The sequence below is a fragment of the Nocardioides sp. genome, assembly GCF_036374615.1.
Taxonomy (GTDB): domain Bacteria; phylum Actinomycetota; class Actinomycetes; order Propionibacteriales; family Nocardioidaceae; genus Nocardioides.
In genome coordinates this window covers 1-16576 of sequence record NZ_DASUTK010000056.1, presented here as the reverse complement: position 1 = coordinate 16576, position 16576 = coordinate 1, and the positions used below count along the sequence as shown (strand labels likewise).

The following is a 16576-nucleotide window of genomic DNA, read 5'->3' as shown; positions in this document are numbered from 1 at the left end:
ACCGAGCGCTACCAGGCAGGCGTCTACCGGGAGCAGATCCTGCACGCCGTCTCGCACCGCGACGGAATCGAGCAGGTGCTGGCACAGCACCGCACGAAAGAGGTGGACCCCGACGACGCCGCCAGCGTCGATGACCTCGCGCGCTTCCCCTTCAAGGCTTACTGCCGGCAGTGCGCTCGCGACACGACCACCCCCTCGTCGTACGACGACGCGACGACCGATCTCCCGTACTCCTGCTCCTCGTGCGGATTCACCGGCGTGACCAACCTCGCCACGCAGGACGAGGGCAAGCTGGTGTGGAAGGTCGACTGGCCGATGCGGTGGGCCTTCGAGCACGTCGACTTCGAGCCGGCGGGCATGGACCACGCGACGCCCGGCTCGTCGTTCTCGGTCGGCCACGAGCTGGTCGAGTCGGTGTTCGAGATGCCGCGCCCGGCCTGGTTCGGCTACGGGTTCGTGGGCTTCGCCGGCGTCCAGAAGATGTCGTCGTCGGCCGGCGGCGTGCCGACCGCGGCCGACGCGCTGCGCGTCCTGGAGGCGCCGATCCTGCGGTGGCTCTACGTGCGGCGCAACCCGCGCCAGGCATTCGACATCGACTTCGGTCCCGAGGTGGTCCGGCTGTACGACGAGTGGGACGCGCTCGGCCGCAAGGCCGCGTCCGGCAAGCGCGACGGCGCGGTGCTCGCCCACGAGCGGGCCGCGGCGACCGTGTCCGCGGGCGCGCTGCCCGTGTCGGCGGTGACGGTGCCGTTCCGGGTGCTGTCGTCGGTGGCCGATGTGACCGCCGGCTCGTCCTCGCTGATCAGCCAGGTCGTCGGCAACGTCGGCTACCCGCACGACTCGGTCGACGACCTGCAGCCGCGGCTGGCCAAGGCCATGCAGTGGATGGCGGAGTTCGTCCCGCCCTCCGACCGGACCACCGTGCGTACGACTCCCGACGCTGCCGCCCTGTCGGCCCTCGGCCCGCAGGAGTCGGAGTGGCTGCGGCTGCTCCTGACCGGACTCCCCGAGGGCGAGCTCGACCTCGACTCGGTCACCTCGCTGGTCTACGGCGTCCCCAAGCTCGCCCGCGGCCTCCCGCTCGACGCCCCACCGACCGACGAGGTCAAGGCGGACCAGAAGGCCTTCTTCGGTCTGCTCTACCACCTGCTGGTCGACGCCGAGCGCGGCCCGCGACTGCCCACCCTGATCGTGGCGCTCGGTTCGGAGCGGGTCCGGCACCTCCTGGGCGGCTGAGTAACGCTGCTGAGACGCGCGTAACGGTGCCAGCGGTGCGCTTCCCACCCGTTGCAACGGGGTGGGAGCGCACTGGCGGCACCGTTACCCATGGTCAGCCGGCGGCGCGATACCGCCGGCCACGCAGCTTCCGCGCGAACTCCTCGAGGTGGGGCGGCAAGGTGTCGCCGAACCGCCGTCGCGTGACTGCCTCCTCGCGAAGGAGGCGGTCCTTCGCACGCTCACGGGCATCGCCCCAGAAGTCGTCCCACACGAGACGTGACATCCCCAGGCCGACCGCGCAGACCTCGCGCTGGCGGCGCCGTTCGTCCCACAGGATCTGCTCCAGATCGCGATCCGCCAGGCCTCCGTCGACGAGTGGCCGGGACTTCGAACGGCCGTCGCACTCGACGATGTGACAGCCCACGCGCAGATCGCACCAGGCCACGCCGCCGCTCACAGGGACTGGAAACTGGGTCTCGATCGGGCCGAGACCGCACTCCATGAGCAACTCTCGTCCCAATGTCTCGATGACGCTCTCCGCGCCTGGGTCGGCATCCTTCACGACCGACCGCACCGTCAGGCTGTACGGCCAGCCGGCCATGTCCCCGGCCGCTTCGCGCAGCTGATCGCGCGTGATGCCCTGCTGCATGGCTCCGTCGGCAGCCACGAGCCCGGCGCGGTAGCCGTGCTCACGCGCAATGTCGACGACCGTGCGCGGCCGGTCGAGCACCTCTAGGCCTTCGACGATTTGCACCTGCTCAGGTCTGAAGCGAGCACCATGGTGGTGAACCCCGCCCTTGACGCGAGAGCCACGCATGTCCTCCCGACTCACATGGACGGCGGCGCCCTGCGGCCACAGGAGCGGGAGCTCGTGCACGATCGCGGCCGAGTCGTGGCTGAACACACAGGCGATCTCGATGACCGTGGCTGCCGCTCGGATGCGAGCGAGCGGCCTGGCGGAGAATGCGTCCCACGACTCCCAGAGCTCGCACGTCGTGTAGACACCCCGTCGCACGGCGACCAGCACGCCCGTGCGCACCCACGCCGTGATCTGTCGAGTTGTGAAACCGTGCGCACGGAGGGCCTCCGCAGTCGCGAGGCCGTCCCCCGCGGCCACACATGCGCGAAGTCTGGAGTCCATGCCGGGAACCCTGCCCGCGGCGACGCCTCGAGTGGGTCGTCAGTGGCCGGTCCTGTGGACAGCTCGTCGGCGAGCCGTGGCTGTGGATGCCAACCGGTCAGACTCGCGGCCGGTCCCCTCGCGTAACGGTGCCTCAAGTGCGCTCCGACCCCGTCACACGGGGGTGGGAGCGCACCTCAGGCACCGTTACGCGCCATTCACACGTGAGCCTCAGCTGGGGAGGAGCTCGTCAGCGGCCTCAGGGGAGGAGTCACGGAGGAAGGTTGCGCAGCGTTCCCACTCGTCGGTCTCGCCGATCGCCCTCGCGGACAGAGCGAGGAGTGCGAGGGCGCGGAGGAAGCCGCGGTTGGGTTCGTGCGACCAGGGGACCGGGCCGTGCCCCTTCCAGCCGTTGCGGCGCAGCAGGTCGAGCGAGCGGTGGTAGCCGACCCGGGCATAGGCGTAGACCGTGACGTCATCGGCCCCCTGCTCCGCGGCCAGCGCGGCGAGGGCGGCCCAGGCGATCGGCGAGGCCGGGTGGCGGCGTACGACGGCGGCCGGTTCGGCGCCCTCGAGCAGGTCGGCCGCGGCCTGGTCCTCGGGCAGGTACGTCGGCGGGGGTCCGGCCATCAGGTCCTGGTGACTCATGGCCCCAGCCTGCCACTACAGTCCCGGCCATGACCGACCCGGACCTCGCCCGCGACATCAACGCCTGCTGCCGCCTCACCGGCGAGTTCACCCTCCGGTCCGGGCAGGTGTCGAGCGAGTACTTCGACAAGTACCTCTTCGAGGCCCGGCCCGAGCTGCTGGCCCGCGTGGTCGCGCAGATGCGACCGCTGGTCCCCGAGGGCACCGAGCTGCTCGGCGGCCTCGAGATGGGCGGGATCCCGATCGCGACGGTGCTCAGCGCCGAGACCGGGCTCCCGGCCCTCTTCGTGCGCAAGGAGCCCAAGACCTACGGGACCTGCAAGCTCGCCGAGGGGCCGGACGTCGCGGGTCGCCGGGTGACCCTCGTCGAGGACGTCATCACCACTGGCGGCGCGGTGCGCGACGCGACGCGCCGGCTGCGGGAGTACGGCGCCACCGTCGAGCACGTGCTGTGCGCGATCGACCGCAGCCCGGCGGGCGAGAACCCGCTCGCGGACGTGCAGCTCGAGGTCCGGGCGGTGCTGACGAAGGCCGAGCTCGACGCCGTGCGCTGATCCCCGCTCCGCAGAAGCGCCTCAGCGCGGGTCGACGTCGCTGCCCATGACGTCGCGGTCAGGACGCCCATCGTGGTCGCGGTCCTCGGCCTCCGGGGCGTGGGTACGGCGGTGGCGGCGCCACTCCCAAGCGATCGGGATCACCGAGAACCCGAGGATGACGACGATCGCCAGGTCGATGTTATCCCCCAGGCTCGGGAAGGCCGAGCCGAGGAAGTAGCCGAGCAGCGTGATGCTGAAGACCCACAGGATCGCGCCGACCGCGCTCCAGAGGAAGAACCGGGTCCGCTCCATGCGGGTGACGCCCGCGACCACCGTGATGTAGGTCCGCACGAACGGCACGAACCGACCGATGACGAGCGCCTTGTTGCCGTGCTTGTCGAAGAAGGCGGAGGTCTGGTCGAAGTACTTGCGCTTGAGGACCCGGCCGTCCCGCTCGTACAGCGGGGGCCCGATGGCGCGGCCGATCTCGTACCCGCTCACGTTGCCGAGGAAGCCGGCCGCCGTGAACAGGGCCAGCGCCACCGCCAGCTCCACCCCGGCCGGTCCCGGGAAGACGTCGACCCGCTCGGTCGAGATGAACAGCCCCATCGCGAACAGCAGGGTGTCGCCGGGGAGGAACGGGAAGAAGAGTCCGCACTCGACGAAGATGATGACCAGGCTGAGCCAGAAGAGCTCCTCGCCGAAGCGCTCGAGGAGCCAGTTGGGGTCCATCCAGTCCATGCCGAGCAGCAGTGGCTGGAGCAACTCCGTCACGCGCTGACCCTACCTGGGCGGCGGTAGCCTCAGGTCGTGCCGCTCTCCTTCTCCGACGACGTCCTCGCGTCCGCGGCGGCTGCCGTCGACCTCGCCCTGTCGGACCCGGTCCGTGCTGCCTGGGCCGACGAGAGCTCCTGCGAGGGCATGACGGTGGGCGGGCTGGCGCACCACCTGACGGGCCAGGTCGACGCCCTGATCCGGCTGTACGCCGACGCGCCCGACGAGTCCGTGCCGATCCGGGTCGTCGACCACTACCGGCAGGCGCCCTGGGCCAACACCGGCCTCGACGACGAGGACAACGTCGGCATCCGCACCGGCGCCGACCGGCAGGCCGCGGGTGGCCCGGACCCCCACGCCGCACACGCGAGGTCTGCTCTCGAGGCCCTACCCGCAGCACTGGCGCGCGTCGGCGACGACGACCCGGTCCTGATCCCGTGGCAGGGCTGGTCGCTGACGGCGGCCGGCTTCGCCACGACCCGGCTGATGGAGCTGGTCGTCCACTCCGACGACCTCGCCTCCAGCGTCGGGCTCGACACCCCGAACTTCCCCGAGGGGGCGGTCCGACGGGTCATCGGGCTGCTCGCGGACGTGGCCGTCGACCGGCACGGCCAGGCCGCCGTCGTGCGGGCGCTCAGCCGGCCGCAACGCGCGCCCGCGTCGGTCTCCGCCTTCTGATGGATGACTCGCGCGCGCCGTACGACCCGATGCCGTACGGACCCGAGGAGGTCGGCGTCGGGCCGTGGGAGGGGCCCTGGCCCGAGGGTGAGCAGTACGACGAGGAGCTGCTGCGGCACGGCGACCGCCGCAACGTCGTCGACCGCTACCGCTACTGGAGCCTGGAGGCGATCCGGGCCGACCTCGACACCCGACGGCACGACTTCCACGTCGCCATCGAGAACTGGCGGCACGACTTCAACATCGGGACGATCGTGCGGACGGCGAACGCGTTCCTCGCCGCCGAGGTGCACATCGTCGGCAACCGGCGGTGGAACCGCCGCGGCGCGATGGTGACCGACCGGTACCAGCACGTGCGGCACCACCCGACGGTGACCGACCTCGCGACCTACCTGCACCACCAGGACGTGACCTTGCTCGGTATCGACAACCTGCCGGGGTCGGACCACCTGGAGACGATGGCGCTGCCGCGCAGGGTGTGCTTCCTGTTCGGGCAGGAGGGGCCGGGCCTCTCGGAGGCCGCCCGCGAGGCGTGCGACGGCACGTTCTCGATCGCGCAGTTCGGGTCGACCCGGTCGATCAACGCCAGCGCGGCCGCCGCGATCGCCATGCACGCATGGGTCCGTGAGTACGCCGACCTGTCGGGCGAGGACGCCTGGCGGGGCGGTTCGTGAGGAACCGGGACGGTCGCGCGTCCACCATGTGGCACCGCGCGGCGGCCCCGCGAGCGACCGAACGGTAGCGGTTAGGGTTTGGGCATGCCGATCGCAACCCCTGAGAAGTACGCCGAGATGCTGGATGCCGCGAAGCAGCAGTCGTTCGCGTTCCCGGCGATCAACGTGTCGTCGTCCCAGACCCTGAACGCGGCCCTCAAGGGGTTCGCCGACGCCGAGTCCGACGGGATCATCCAGGTCTCCACCGGTGGCGCCGAGTACCTCTCCGGTCCGACCGTCAAGAACATGGTCACGGGTTCGGTCGCGTTCGCGGCGTACGCCGCCGAGGTCGCGAAGCACTACCCCGTCAACATCGCGCTCCACACCGACCACTGCCCGCAGGACAAGCTCGACGGCTTCGTCCGGCCGCTCGTGGAGCTGTCGGCGGAGAGGGTGGCGCGCGGCGAGGCACCGCTGTTCCAGTCCCACATGTGGGACGGCTCCGCCGTACCGCTCGAGGAGAACCTGAAGATCGCCGAGGATCTGCTCGCCAGGTGCCGGGCCGCCCACATCGTCCTCGAGATCGAGGTGGGCGTCGTGGGCGGCGAGGAGGACGGCGTCGCCAACGAGATCAACGAGCAGCTCTACACGACGCCGGACGACGCGATCGCGACCGTCAAGGCGCTCGGCGCCGGCGAGAACGGCCGCTACCTGACCGCGCTCACGTTCGGCAACGTCCACGGCGTCTACAAGCCGGGCAACGTCAAGCTCCGCCCCGAGATCCTGCGCGAGGCACAGAAGGCCGCCGCAGCCGAGCTCGGCCTGGGCGAAGACGCGCGCCCCTTCGACCTGGTCTTCCACGGCGGCTCGGGCTCGACCTCGGAGGAGATCGGCGCCGCGGTCGACTTCGGCGTCGTCAAGATGAACGTCGACACCGACACCCAGTACGCGTTCACGCGCCCGGTCGCCGCGCACATGTTCACGAACTACGACGGCGTCCTCAAGGTCGACGGCGAGGTCGGGAACAAGAAGACATACGACCCCCGCGCCTGGGGCAAGGCGGCCGAGGCGGGCATGGCCGCCCGCGTGGTCGAGGCGTGTGAGAACCTGCGCTCCAGCGGCCACACCCTGCGCTGAGCATCCGCTGATAGGCGGCTAACGCCACCGGACAGGCGCTCCCGGCATGTTGCAGCGTCCCGGGAGCGCACCTGAGGTGGCGTTACCGCACCAACTAGGGTCGAGCGCATGCTGGCGCAACGGCTCCACGGGATGACCTCGACGATCTTCAGCACCATGTCGGCGCTGGCGGTGAGGACCGGGTCGGTCAACCTCGGGCAGGGGTTCCCGGACACGTCCGGGCCTGACCAGCTGCTGGAGGCGGCTCGAGAGGCGATCGCCGCGGGGGCGAACCAGTACGCGCCCGGGATCGGGATCCCGCAGCTGCGCTCGGCCATCGCCGACCACCAGCGGCGGCACTACGGGATCGACCTCGACCCCGACCGTGAGGTCTGCGTGACGACCGGCTGCACCGAGGCGATCGCGGCCGCCCTGCTCGGGCTGGTCGACCCCGGCGACGAGGTCGTGGTGCTCGAGCCTTACTACGACTCGTACGTCGCGATGCTGCAGATGACCGGAGCCGTACGCCGCCCGGTGACCCTGCGCGCGCCCGACTTCAGGCTTGACGCCGACGCACTGCGCGCGGCGATCACCGACCACACCCGGTTCGTGCTGCTCAACAGTCCCCACAACCCGACCGGCACCGTGCTCACGCGCGAGGAGCTCCAGGCGGTCGCGGAGCTGGCGATCGAGCGGGACCTGGTCGTGATCACCGACGAGGTCTACGAGCACCTGGTCTTCGACGACCACGAGCACGTGCCCATCGCCACGCTTCCCGGGATGGGCGAGCGGACCCTGACCCTGTCCAGCGTCGGCAAGTCCTACTCGGTCACGGGCTGGAAGGTCGGTTGGGCGACCGGGCCCGCGTCGCTGGTCTCCGGGCTCCTCGCAGCCAAGCAGTGGCTCAGCTTCACCTCCGGGACACCGTTCCAGCACGCGGTCGCCCACGCCCTCGAGCACGAGCGCGACTTCCCGCGCGAGCTCGCCGCGGACCTCCAGAAGCGGCGTGACCAGCTCTGTGCCGGGCTCGCCGAGATCGGGCTGGACCCGAGGGTGCCGGAGGGCACGTACTTCGCGACGACCGACGTCGGCCATCTCGGCTGGTCCGACGGTCTGGAGTTCTGCGAGGCGTTGCCCGAGCGCGCGGGCGTGGTCGCAATCCCGGAGCAGTTCTTCTACGACGACGTCGAGGCGGGCCGGCATCTGGTGCGGTGGGCGTTCTGCAAGGAGCCGGACGTGATCGAGGACGGCCTGCGCCGGCTGCGCCGGGCCGTTCTCGAGAAGTGACTCAGGCGATCGGCGGCGCGATCCCGCCCGACCTCGGCTGCTGACCGTGCCGCCGCGCGTACCAGCCACCCGCCCCGCCCGCGAAGAGGCAGATGATCACCACGATGCAGGCGGCGCTCAGCAGCAGCATGAAGAACGCCCCCGCCAGGCCGATCAGTCCGGTCGGGATGCACACCACGGCTGCCGAGATGACCAACCCGATCCGGGCGGCGTTCGAGCGGCGCATCGCGAACACGGCAAGCAGCATCGCGATCAGCGTCCAGGCGAGCGCGATCCCGATCCCGACAGCCGCGATGTTGATGATGGTCTGCGCAGAGAAGTCCTCGTACGCCTCGTTCTGCTGGGCCATCTCGTCGACGATGTCCTGGACGTACTGCGAGTCCGGTCCGGCGGCCAGCACGGTCACGAGCGTGACCGCGAGCAGAACGAACATCAGGCCGCCGCTGACCAACGTGATCACGCCCGCCGCCGTGACCGACGCCGGCCGCTTGTCCGTCGGCGCACCGTATCCGCCGTACTCACCGCCGTAGGCGGGCTGTCCGTACGCGGGCTGGCCGTAGGCGGGCTGGCCGTACCCCTGCTGCGGGTACGTCTGTCCGTACTGCTGCGTGTAGGACGGCGGCGCCGCCCCCGCCGGCTGCTGGCCGGCGGGCTGCTGACCGGCGGGCTGCTGGCCGGCGGGCTGCTGACCGGTGGGCTGCTGGCCGTACGGCGACGGGCTCGGCGGCGGCGCACCGAACGGCTGTTGCGGCTGACCGTAGGGCTGGGCCGGCGGCTGCTCGTCGCCCGAGGGCCGCTGCTCGCCCTGCGGGTCGCTGCCCGTCGTGTCACTCATGGGCCAATTGGATCATGCGCGGCTCAGCGCGCGCCGTACCAGGCCCTGACCTCGGGGCGGCTCAGCAGCGCGACGGTGGCCACGGCGGCGCCGGCGGGGATGATCAGCACGACCGAGGCGAAGACGCCGGCGAGGCAGAGCACGCCGGTGACGGCCGCCGAGACCAGGACGCCCAGCCGGCCGGGCCTCCGCCGTCGGTAGGCGAGGACGGCCAGCACCGCGGCCCCGGCCGACCAGACCACGAGCACCGCCGCCGTCACGTACGTCGCGTTCACCAGGACGTCGGGGTCCTGGACCGCGAGGTCCTCGTCCTGCTGGCGCAGCTGGTCGAGCACGAAGGCCGGGTCTCCCGCGACCACCGCGACCGTGATCGCCATCGCCACCACGACCAGCCCGCAGCCGGCCCAGACGAGCATGCACGCCCACACGACCGCGTCCGGCCGGCGCGGGTGCGAGCCGGGCGCCGGCGGTCGGTCCACGAACAGCTGCCGCGCCGTGCCGGGCTGCGGCGACGGCCGGTGCTGTGCAGGCGCCGAGGACGGCGACGAGGACGGCGACGAGGACGGCGGTGACGGCGGTGACGGCGGGGGCGGCTGCTGCCGCTCCCGCTCGGCGTCGACGGGGAGGATCGGCCGGTCGAGGAACCGGCGGTTCGACGTCGCGGGTCCGTCGTGCAGCCACTGTGCGGACGGCCCCACCCACAGCAGCGCGATCGACGCGGCCACCAGGGCGGTGAGGAACCCTCCTGCCACGAAGCCGCCGAGGAAGATCGGAAAGGCCAGCACGGTCAGCAGCGCCCGCGCACCCCGGCTGCAGCGCAGGACCTGGATCGCCAGCACGACTGCGGCGGTGGCGCAGCCGGCAACGACCATCAGGATGACCCGCATCCAGTCGAGTGCGGTCTCGAGGTCCATCCCGAGCTCGGCGCCGGGGCCGTCGGTGACGAAGCTGGTGACCTGCTTCTGGGTCTCGAGCGAGTGCAGCCCGGCGAGCTGGCCGGCGATGGTCACCACGATGCCGACCGACCCACCGATGACGAAGCCGGCCGCCATCGACGTGTGCGGTGGTCGCACCGTCTTCTCGCTCACGGTGCCAATTTGATCATGCGGCCCTGAGAGTCACGGCAGCCGGAGGTCGCCGTCCACCCGCCGGGTGAGGCCCCAGGGGTTGTCGTCGCGCACGGCGTCGGGCAGCAGGTCGGCGGGCAGGTTCTGGTAGCAGACCGGCCGCTGGAACCGTTCGATCGCGCGAGTGCCGACCGAGGTGGTGCGCGCGTCCGAGGTCGCCGGGTACGGGCCACCGTGCACCATCGCGTGCGAGACCTCGACCCCGGTCGGCCAGCCGTTGAAGAGGATCCGGCCGGACTTGCCCTCGAGCACCGGCAGCAGCCGGCGGGCCGCGTCGGAGTCGCGCGGCGAGCTGTGGACGGTAGCGGTGAGCTGCCCCTCGAGCCGACCGAGGTGTGGCACGAGCGCGTCGACGTCGGCGTACCGCACGACGACTCCGGACGCGCCGAACACCTCGTCGGTGACCCGGCCGGCGGGGCTCCCGGCCACGACCACCTGCGGCGCGGGTGCGAGGTCGCCGCCCTCGGTGCCGCGCGCCAGCACCCGCACGCCCTCGGCCTCACGCAGCGCCGCGGCACCGGACTCGTAGGCGCGGGCGATGGCCTCGGTCAGCATCCGCTGACCCGAGCTGGCGGTCACCGCGTCACCCACCGCCGTGAGGAAGGCGTCACCGTCGGCCCCGTCCGGGAGGAACAACAGACCGGGGTTGGTGCAGAACTGGCCGGAGCCGAGGGTGAGGGACCCGACGTACGCCGTGGCGAGAGCACCGAGGTCGCCGTCGGCGAGCGCTCCGGGGAGCATGATCACCGGGTTGATCGACGACATCTCGGCGTACACGGGGATCGGCTCTGGACGCGCCGCGGCGGCGGCAACGATCGCGAGGCCGCCGGCTCGGGAGCCGGTGAAGCCGACCGCCTTGATCCGGGGGTCGGCGACCAGCTCCTGGCCGAGCTCGATCGCGCTCTGCGCATCGGGTGCCAGCACGAACGAGAAGACGCCCGCAGGCAGGCCGTGCGCGGCGACGGCGCGGGTCACCGCCAGGGCAACCAGCTCGCCGGTCCGCGGGTGAGCCGGGTGGCCCTTGACGACGACCGGGCAGCCTGCAGCGAGTGCCGAGGCCGTGTCGCCGCCGGCCGTGGAGAAGGCGAGGGGGAAGTTGCTGGCGCCGAAGACCGCGACCGGGCCGAGCGGGACCATCCGCTGACGGAGGTCGGGTCGCGGCAGTGGCTTGCGCTCGGGCAGCGCCGGGTCGAGCCGTACGCCGAGGTGGTCGCCGCGTCGGACGACGTCGGCGAACAGGCGGAGCTGTCCGGTGGTGCGCCCGGCCTCGCCGGAGATCCGGGCCTCGGGCAGGCCGCTCTCGGACACCGCCGCCTCGACGATGGCGCCGCGGCCGGCCTCGATCTCGTCCGCGACCGCGTCGAGGAACGCCCCGCGCTGCTGCGGCGTGGTGTCGCGGTAGACGTCGAACGCCCCCGCGGCGGCGGCCGTGGCCGCCTCCACCGACGGACGCGCGGCCTCGGTCCCGGCAATGATCGAGTGGGCGGTGAGGGTCATGGGACGACCGTAGCCGCGCGCCCACATCCGCGGCGTGTGCCCCAGAGTGCGCTCCAGCGCACTCTCAGGGGCACGCGCCGGAATCGGTGGCGCTCAGGAGCGCTGCCCCCAGCGTGGGTCGCGGCCGAACCGGCCGATCAGCTCTGATTGCGCGTCACCGGATCCCCCCACCCGGTCGCCGATGAGGCCCGCGGCACGGTAGGCGTCCTCGCGCGCGGCGAACCACTCCGCGACGGCCTCCACCAGATCACCGTCGAGCTCGGTCGCCCCACCCGTGGCGGCCGCCAGGTCCCAGCCGTGGATCAGGTGGTCGGCGGTCAGCTGGGCGACGTACTCCTCCAGGTCCTCGTCGCCGTACGACAGGTGCACCTTCGCCCGTGCCGGCAGGGCGTCGCCCACGGCGCGAGTCGCCTCCACGGCCGCGTCACGCGCGGCCGCCAGCGGGTCGGCGCCGAGCAGATCGCCGTCGAACCGGTCCCCCACCTCCTCGATCGTCGCGCCGCGCACGAGCGGCTCGGTCCACAGGTCCTCGCCGACCACGTGGTTGACCAGCGTGCGCACGTCCCAGTCGGCGCAGGGGGTCAGTGACTCCCACTGGTCGGGGCCGACACCCTCCACCCGAGCGGTCCACCCGTCGACGGTGCGCCGGTACAAGGTCTCCAGATCCATCACCATGCTCCCTTCTCGATCGCCTCTCGGGCGTGCCTGATCCACCACGTGAGGCTGACCCGCTCGCGCTCACGGACCGCCTCGTCGTCGCTCTCCACGATGTCCAGCGTCTTGTTCCAGCCCAGCCAGCAGAGGGCGGCGAGCAGCGCGAACTGCATCGACCGTTCGTCGTACGCCGCGCCGGCCAGTCGGCGGTACTCGGCGAGGATCTCGTCCGGTGGCAGGTCGACGACGTGGCCGCAGCCGACCAGGAACCGACCGATGTCGAACGCTCCCGGGGCAGCCAGCGGCATCGCCCAGTCGAGCAGCACCAGCTGATCACCCTCGAACGCCATGTTGACCGTCGCCAGGTCGCCGTGCGCCAGCGTCACCGGGCCGCTGGCGAGCGCACGCACCAGGGGGTGCGCATCCGCCAGCAGGGCGAACACGGCGTCCGAGACGTCGGAGGGCACCAGGTCGGGGTCCGCGAAGTACTCCCAGCCGCGCAACGCGACCTCGAAGAGCCCGCTGCCCTGCCGGGCGAGCTCGGTGATCCGGGCGGGGGCGAACAGCTCGAGCGCCGGCGCCAGCGCCGCCACCGCCTCCGGCGGGTCGCCGAGGTAGGCGCGGTGAAGTGCGGCAACGCGTTCGAGCATCCAGCGGCACTGACCGGCATCCAGCCGGTCCTCCCACGTCAGGACCGTGTCGCCGAGATCCCGCATCACGATGACGGTCGTGTCCTCACCCTCGACCCAACCGTCGAGGATCACGTGCCCGACCTGCTCCGGGAGCCGGTCGAGCGCCCCGGACCGCCAGAGCACGAGCTCCTGCGCCACCGGCTGGTCGAACAGGGCCAGCGTCAGGTCAGTGTCGGGCGTGATCCGCTTGACGATCACAGTCCGCCCGTCGCCCAGCGTCACCCGTTCGAGGGCAGCACCGGACTTACCGAGATGCTCGACGAGCGTCGTACGGACAGCCACGTCGTCCAGGAACTCGGCCGGATCCACGTGACCACGGTGACACCCCGCGCGCTCGAGCGCCATGGGAACGGGTGCACAGATCAGACCACTCACCTCCCTCCGTGGATGGGCATTCCACCCGATGCGGCGCTGCAGTGCCACGCCTAGGGTCGAGGATCGAAAGGGGGCCACGATGGCCAGTCCACTCGAGCCCTTCGCCGTCCGGGCCGGCGAGGGCACCCAGCTCCAGACACCGACCGGAGACACGGTTCACGTCAAGACCAACACCGTCGACACGAACGGCTCCATGACGGTCATGGAGTTCGTGATCTCACCGAAGAACGGCCCGGCCCTGCACACCCACGTCCGCGATGACGAGGTCTGGTACGTGCTCGAGGGTGACTTCAGGTTCAAGGCCGGTGCGGCCATGTTCCGGATCGGAACGGGCGGCATGGCCTTCGGACCGAGAGGCGCCCCGCACGCCTTCCAGAACGTCGGTGACGAGCCCGGCCGACTACTGGTGGTCACGACGCCGTCAGGCGCAGAGCGGCTGTTCGAGGACTACGCGAAGCTCCTCCCCGGTCCCGTGAGTCCAGACCAGCTCTCGGCGCTCGGCCACGCCAACTGGGTGGAGTTCGTCGGCCCTCCGCTGGGGGTGTCCGACCCGCTCTAGCTCTGCTCGACGCGGGCTCAGCACGGCGGCACACTGATTCACGAGGCCGGCGCGCCACGTGTCCGCTCCCGGGTGGCCTCACCACGTCAGGAGGCGACATGACGTCGGAGTACCACGAGGGCAGCAGGTCGCTGCAGGACCGGTTCGACACCCGAGCACTCGCCGACCGGATCGACGAGCTGCTCGTGGGCGACACCATCGACGAGCACGACCGGGCGTTCATCGAGGCCCGTGACATGTTCTTCCTCGCCTCGGCGGACGCGGAGGGGCGACCGACGTGCTCCTACAAGGGCGGCGACCCAGGTTTCGTGCGCGTAGTGGACCCGCACACGCTCGCCTTCCCGATCTACGACGGTAACGGCATGTACCTGTCCACGGGGAACGTGCTCGTCAACCCGCACGTGGGCATGCTGTTCATCGACCTCGAGCGGGGACACCGGATGCGCCTGGAGGGCGAGGCGAGCATCGACCTCGACGACCCGCTGCAGGGTGACTTCCCCGAGGCCCAGTTCATCGTCCGGGTGCGTGCCCGGGCCGTCTACCCGAACTGCCCGCGCTACATCCACCGCTACGAGCTGGTACGACGCTCGCGGTTCGTGCCCCGCAGCGACTGCACGACCCCGGTGCCGGAGTGGAAGCGGTCCGACTGGGCGTTCGACGCGCTGCCGGCCGACGACCCCGCTCGGGATCCCGGTGACCGCGAGGTGCTCGGCCGCTGAGCGTCGTCGGCCGCGTCAGACCGGCGGCCGGTACCGCGACTCGGCCACCGTCTTCACCCGTCGACGCAGCCGCCGCAGCTGGTCGTTGACCGGGCGGCCGAGATAGGTGCCGAGGGTCGCGCCGGCAGCGATGCCGAGCGCGACCAGCAGTGCCAGGAACAGCGACCGCCCGCCCGCGACGATGGCGGGGTTGTCCGGGTCGCGACCCATCATCTCGAGCAGGCCGTTGAGCAGGGCGAGGCCGGGCACCAGGGGCAGCAGGGCACCGCTCTCCATGCCGAAGCCGGGGGCGTCGGTGCCGCGGACCAGCAAGGTGGCGAGCGCCCCGACCGTGAGCGCCGCCATCGTGTTCGCCACGACCTCGGTGGAACCCGCGTCGTTGAGAGCCGCGTACACGCCGTAGCCGACCAGCCCGACCAGCGCCGTGAGCAGCGCGGTGGCGAGGTCGGCGAAGCAGTACACCGCGAACGAGAAGGAGATCAGGCCCGCGCCGACGAACTGCGCCCACAGCGGCGCCAACGATCCCGGCGTATTGACGATGACGAACGCGACGTCCCAGACCTCGAGGATCCGGACTGCGATCAAGATGCCGGCCACGATGCCGCCGGTCCGCATGACCACTTCCAGCAGCCGGGCCGATGCGGTGACGTAGAACTGGTCGATCGCGTCCTGGACGGCGCCGACGATCATCACGCCGGCCAGCAGCATCACGATGCCGCCGACCACGATCAGGGTCGGGTCCATGTCCTCGAACAGCGCCAGGCCCGACTGGCCGAGCTGGTGCACCCCTGCCGCCACCATGGTCATCCCCCCGGCGACCGTGGCCTGCGCGAAGAAGGGCGGCACCCGACGTGCGTGCAGCCAGCGCAGCAACCGCTCCGCGGCAGCGGCGGTGACGAACGCGATCAGCGCGAGGAGCCAGGAGGTGGAGAACGTCAGCGAGACCCCGGCGGCGATCCCGCCGCTGCCGAGCAGCGCGATCCAGGAGGGGTAGGGCGTCGGCGCCCAGAAGATCTCGTCGAAGGCGTCACGCGCGTCCTCGACGCTGAGCCCCGCCTCGATCCGGGTCAGCAGTCGCGAGATCTCCTTGGCCTTGGAGTAGTCGACCACCACCGGCTGCACGATCCGGACCATGGACAGCGGCCGGCGGGTCGGGCCGCGGTGGTGGGTGACCCCCATCGAGGTGTACGTGAGGTCGACGTGGACGCTGGACAGACCGTACGCGCGGGTCACGCGCAGCATCTGCACCACGACGTCGTTGGCGGACATGCCCGACACGAGGAGTCGCTCGCCGATCGACATCGCCAGGTCGAGCACCGGCATCGAGCCGCCCCGGCGGCGCCTGGTCCGAGGTCTGCCGGCGGGGGACGCGCTCACGATCTGATGGTGACAGGTCACCTCTCCGGTCGGGCGGATGGTCGGGGAGGATGTCGGTATGGCCGTCCCTGGTGCCCTGCTCGCCGCGCTGCGGGCGGAGCTCGGACCGGCCGGGGTCCTGACCGAGGCGGCCGACACGGCGTCGTACGTCGAGGACTGGGCCGGGGCGGTTCGGGGCTCGACGCCCGCGGTGCTGCGACCCGGCACGACGGCCGAGGTTGCGGCCGTGGTGCGGCTGTGCCACGAGGCGGGTGTGGCCCTCGTGCCGCAGGGCGGCAACACCGGGCTCGCCGGAGGCGCCGTGCCCGATGCAGGGGGCGACCAGCTGGTCCTGTCGTTGGCCCGGCTCAGGGCGGTGCGCGACGTCGACCCGGTCGCCGACACCCTGACGGTCGAGGCGGGGGTGGTGCTGGCCGACGCGCAGCGCGCCGCGGCCGACGCCGGCCGCCTGCTCCCGCTCTCGCTCGCGTCGGAGGGCAGCTGCACGGTCGGCGGCACGATCGCCACGAACGCCGGCGGGACGGCAGTGCTGCGCTACGGCATGATGCGCGACCTGGTGCTGGGCCTCGAGGTCGTGCTGCCCGACGGGCAGGTGTGGGACGGGCTGCGGGGCCTGCGCAAGGACAACACCGGCTACGACCTCAAGCAGGTCTTCATCGGGTCGGAGGGCACGCTCGGCGTCGTCACGGCCGCGGTCCTGCGCCTCTTCCC

At 71.6% G+C, this 16576-nt stretch carries 18 protein-coding genes; 9 read left to right on the top strand and 9 right to left on the bottom strand.

All coding sequences use genetic code 11. The annotated features are described in order from the left end of the window. On the top strand, positions 1-1236 hold a 1236-nt coding region (gene lysS / locus VFZ39_RS04345; RefSeq protein WP_330864498.1), incomplete at its 5' end, for a lysine--tRNA ligase. 94 nt (positions 1237-1330) lie between these two features. On the opposite strand, the gene VFZ39_RS04340 is transcribed toward lysS, so the two are convergent. Further along, a complete protein-coding gene (locus VFZ39_RS04340; RefSeq protein WP_330864497.1) occupies positions 1331-2359 on the bottom strand; it encodes a type IV toxin-antitoxin system AbiEi family antitoxin domain-containing protein in 1029 nt (342 codons plus the stop codon). 210 nt (positions 2360-2569) lie between these two features. Next, complete coding sequence (locus VFZ39_RS04335) at positions 2570-2986, bottom strand: DUF3151 domain-containing protein (protein ID WP_330864496.1); 417 nt, start codon at positions 2984-2986, stop codon at positions 2570-2572. A gap of 29 nt (positions 2987-3015) precedes the next feature. Here VFZ39_RS04335 and pyrE point away from each other — a divergent pair, with 29 nt between their 5' ends. Further along, positions 3016-3540: an orotate phosphoribosyltransferase gene (pyrE, locus tag VFZ39_RS04330; RefSeq protein WP_330864495.1), complete on the top strand. Its 525-nt coding sequence runs from the start codon at positions 3016-3018 to the stop codon at positions 3538-3540. Positions 3541-3561: 21 nt separating this feature from the next. Here the strand turns inward: pyrE and VFZ39_RS04325 are convergent, their stop codons facing one another. Continuing rightward, positions 3562-4296, bottom strand: coding sequence for a DedA family protein (locus VFZ39_RS04325; protein ID WP_330864494.1), 735 nt, complete (start codon positions 4294-4296; stop codon positions 3562-3564). Between the two features lie 36 nt (positions 4297-4332). Here VFZ39_RS04325 and VFZ39_RS04320 point away from each other — a divergent pair, with 36 nt between their 5' ends. The 4 genes from VFZ39_RS04320 (at position 4333) to VFZ39_RS04305 (ending at position 8030) form a co-directional block, all read left to right on the top strand. After that, positions 4333-4974, top strand: coding sequence for a maleylpyruvate isomerase N-terminal domain-containing protein (locus tag VFZ39_RS04320; RefSeq protein ID WP_330864493.1), 642 nt, complete (start codon positions 4333-4335; stop codon positions 4972-4974). Further along, positions 4974-5648, top strand: a complete 675-nt coding sequence (locus VFZ39_RS04315; RefSeq protein WP_330864492.1) for a TrmH family RNA methyltransferase — start codon at positions 4974-4976, stop codon at positions 5646-5648. Before VFZ39_RS04320 ends, VFZ39_RS04315 begins: the two co-directional genes overlap by 1 nt. Positions 5649-5732: 84 nt before the next feature. Next, complete coding sequence (fbaA, locus tag VFZ39_RS04310) at positions 5733-6764, top strand: class II fructose-bisphosphate aldolase (RefSeq protein WP_330864491.1); 1032 nt, start codon at positions 5733-5735, stop codon at positions 6762-6764. Positions 6765-6872: 108 nt separating this feature from the next. After that, positions 6873-8030 (top strand): pyridoxal phosphate-dependent aminotransferase, encoded by a 1158-nt coding sequence (locus VFZ39_RS04305; protein ID WP_330864490.1) that lies wholly within the window; start codon positions 6873-6875, stop codon positions 8028-8030. A gap of 1 nt (position 8031) precedes the next feature. On the opposite strand, the gene VFZ39_RS04300 is transcribed toward VFZ39_RS04305, so the two are convergent. The 5 genes from VFZ39_RS04300 to VFZ39_RS04280 form a co-directional block, all read right to left on the bottom strand. Beyond that, a complete protein-coding gene (locus VFZ39_RS04300; protein WP_330864489.1) occupies positions 8032-8865 on the bottom strand; it encodes a hypothetical protein in 834 nt (277 codons plus the stop codon). 23 nt (positions 8866-8888) lie between these two features. Further along, entirely contained in the window at positions 8889-9953 is a 1065-nt protein-coding gene (locus VFZ39_RS04295; RefSeq protein WP_330864488.1) for a hypothetical protein, read from the bottom strand. 30 nt (positions 9954-9983) lie between these two features. After that, entirely contained in the window at positions 9984-11489 is a 1506-nt protein-coding gene (locus tag VFZ39_RS04290; protein WP_330864487.1) for an aldehyde dehydrogenase (NADP(+)), read from the bottom strand. A gap of 93 nt (positions 11490-11582) precedes the next feature. Then, positions 11583-12164, bottom strand: a complete 582-nt coding sequence (locus VFZ39_RS04285; RefSeq protein WP_330864486.1) for a TIGR03086 family metal-binding protein — start codon at positions 12162-12164, stop codon at positions 11583-11585. Continuing rightward, the gene (locus tag VFZ39_RS04280; RefSeq protein ID WP_330864485.1) at positions 12158-13144 is read right to left on the bottom strand and encodes a hypothetical protein; all 987 of its coding nucleotides are present in this window, start codon (positions 13142-13144) and stop codon (positions 12158-12160) included. The genes VFZ39_RS04285 and VFZ39_RS04280 overlap by 7 nt, the downstream gene beginning before the upstream one ends. A 145-nt stretch (positions 13145-13289) precedes the next feature. Between VFZ39_RS04280 and VFZ39_RS04275 the strand changes: the two genes are divergently transcribed. Together VFZ39_RS04275 and VFZ39_RS04270 are read left to right on the top strand one after the other, a co-directional pair. Further along, positions 13290-13769, top strand: coding sequence for a cupin domain-containing protein (locus VFZ39_RS04275; protein WP_330864484.1), 480 nt, complete (start codon positions 13290-13292; stop codon positions 13767-13769). A gap of 98 nt (positions 13770-13867) precedes the next feature. Next, positions 13868-14488, top strand: a complete 621-nt coding sequence (locus tag VFZ39_RS04270; protein WP_330864483.1) for a pyridoxamine 5'-phosphate oxidase family protein — start codon at positions 13868-13870, stop codon at positions 14486-14488. A 15-nt stretch (positions 14489-14503) separates the two neighbouring features. On the opposite strand, the gene VFZ39_RS04265 is transcribed toward VFZ39_RS04270, so the two are convergent. Continuing rightward, positions 14504-15865 carry a threonine/serine ThrE exporter family protein gene (locus VFZ39_RS04265; protein ID WP_330864482.1) on the bottom strand — a complete coding sequence of 454 codons (1362 nt, stop codon included), beginning with the start codon at positions 15863-15865 and terminating at the stop codon, positions 14504-14506. A 58-nt stretch (positions 15866-15923) separates the two neighbouring features. Here VFZ39_RS04265 and VFZ39_RS04260 point away from each other — a divergent pair. Further along, on the top strand, positions 15924-16576 hold a 653-nt coding region (locus VFZ39_RS04260; protein ID WP_330864481.1), incomplete at its 3' end, for an FAD-binding oxidoreductase.

Bases quoted from the DNA above. Each gene is read 5' to 3' on its own strand.
- VFZ39_RS04315 (WP_330864492.1), top strand. From the start codon at position 4,974: ATGGATGACTCGCGCGCGCCGTACGACCCGATGCCGTACGGACCCGAG.
- VFZ39_RS04275 (WP_330864484.1), top strand. From the start codon at position 13,290: ATGGCCAGTCCACTCGAGCCCTTCGCCGTCCGGGCCGGCGAGGGCACC.
- fbaA (WP_330864491.1), top strand. From the start codon at position 5,733: ATGCCGATCGCAACCCCTGAGAAGTACGCCGAGATGCTGGATGCCGCG.
- VFZ39_RS04305 (WP_330864490.1), top strand. From the start codon at position 6,873: ATGCTGGCGCAACGGCTCCACGGGATGACCTCGACGATCTTCAGCACC.
- VFZ39_RS04300 (WP_330864489.1), bottom strand. From the start codon at position 8,865: ATGAGTGACACGACGGGCAGCGACCCGCAGGGCGAGCAGCGGCCCTCG.
- VFZ39_RS04340 (WP_330864497.1), bottom strand. From the start codon at position 2,359: ATGGACTCCAGACTTCGCGCATGTGTGGCCGCGGGGGACGGCCTCGCG.
- VFZ39_RS04335 (WP_330864496.1), bottom strand. From the start codon at position 2,986: ATGAGTCACCAGGACCTGATGGCCGGACCCCCGCCGACGTACCTGCCC.
- VFZ39_RS04270 (WP_330864483.1), top strand. From the start codon at position 13,868: ATGACGTCGGAGTACCACGAGGGCAGCAGGTCGCTGCAGGACCGGTTC.
- VFZ39_RS04290 (WP_330864487.1), bottom strand. From the start codon at position 11,489: ATGACCCTCACCGCCCACTCGATCATTGCCGGGACCGAGGCCGCGCGT.
- pyrE (WP_330864495.1), top strand. From the start codon at position 3,016: ATGACCGACCCGGACCTCGCCCGCGACATCAACGCCTGCTGCCGCCTC.
- VFZ39_RS04285 (WP_330864486.1), bottom strand. From the start codon at position 12,164: ATGGTGATGGATCTGGAGACCTTGTACCGGCGCACCGTCGACGGGTGG.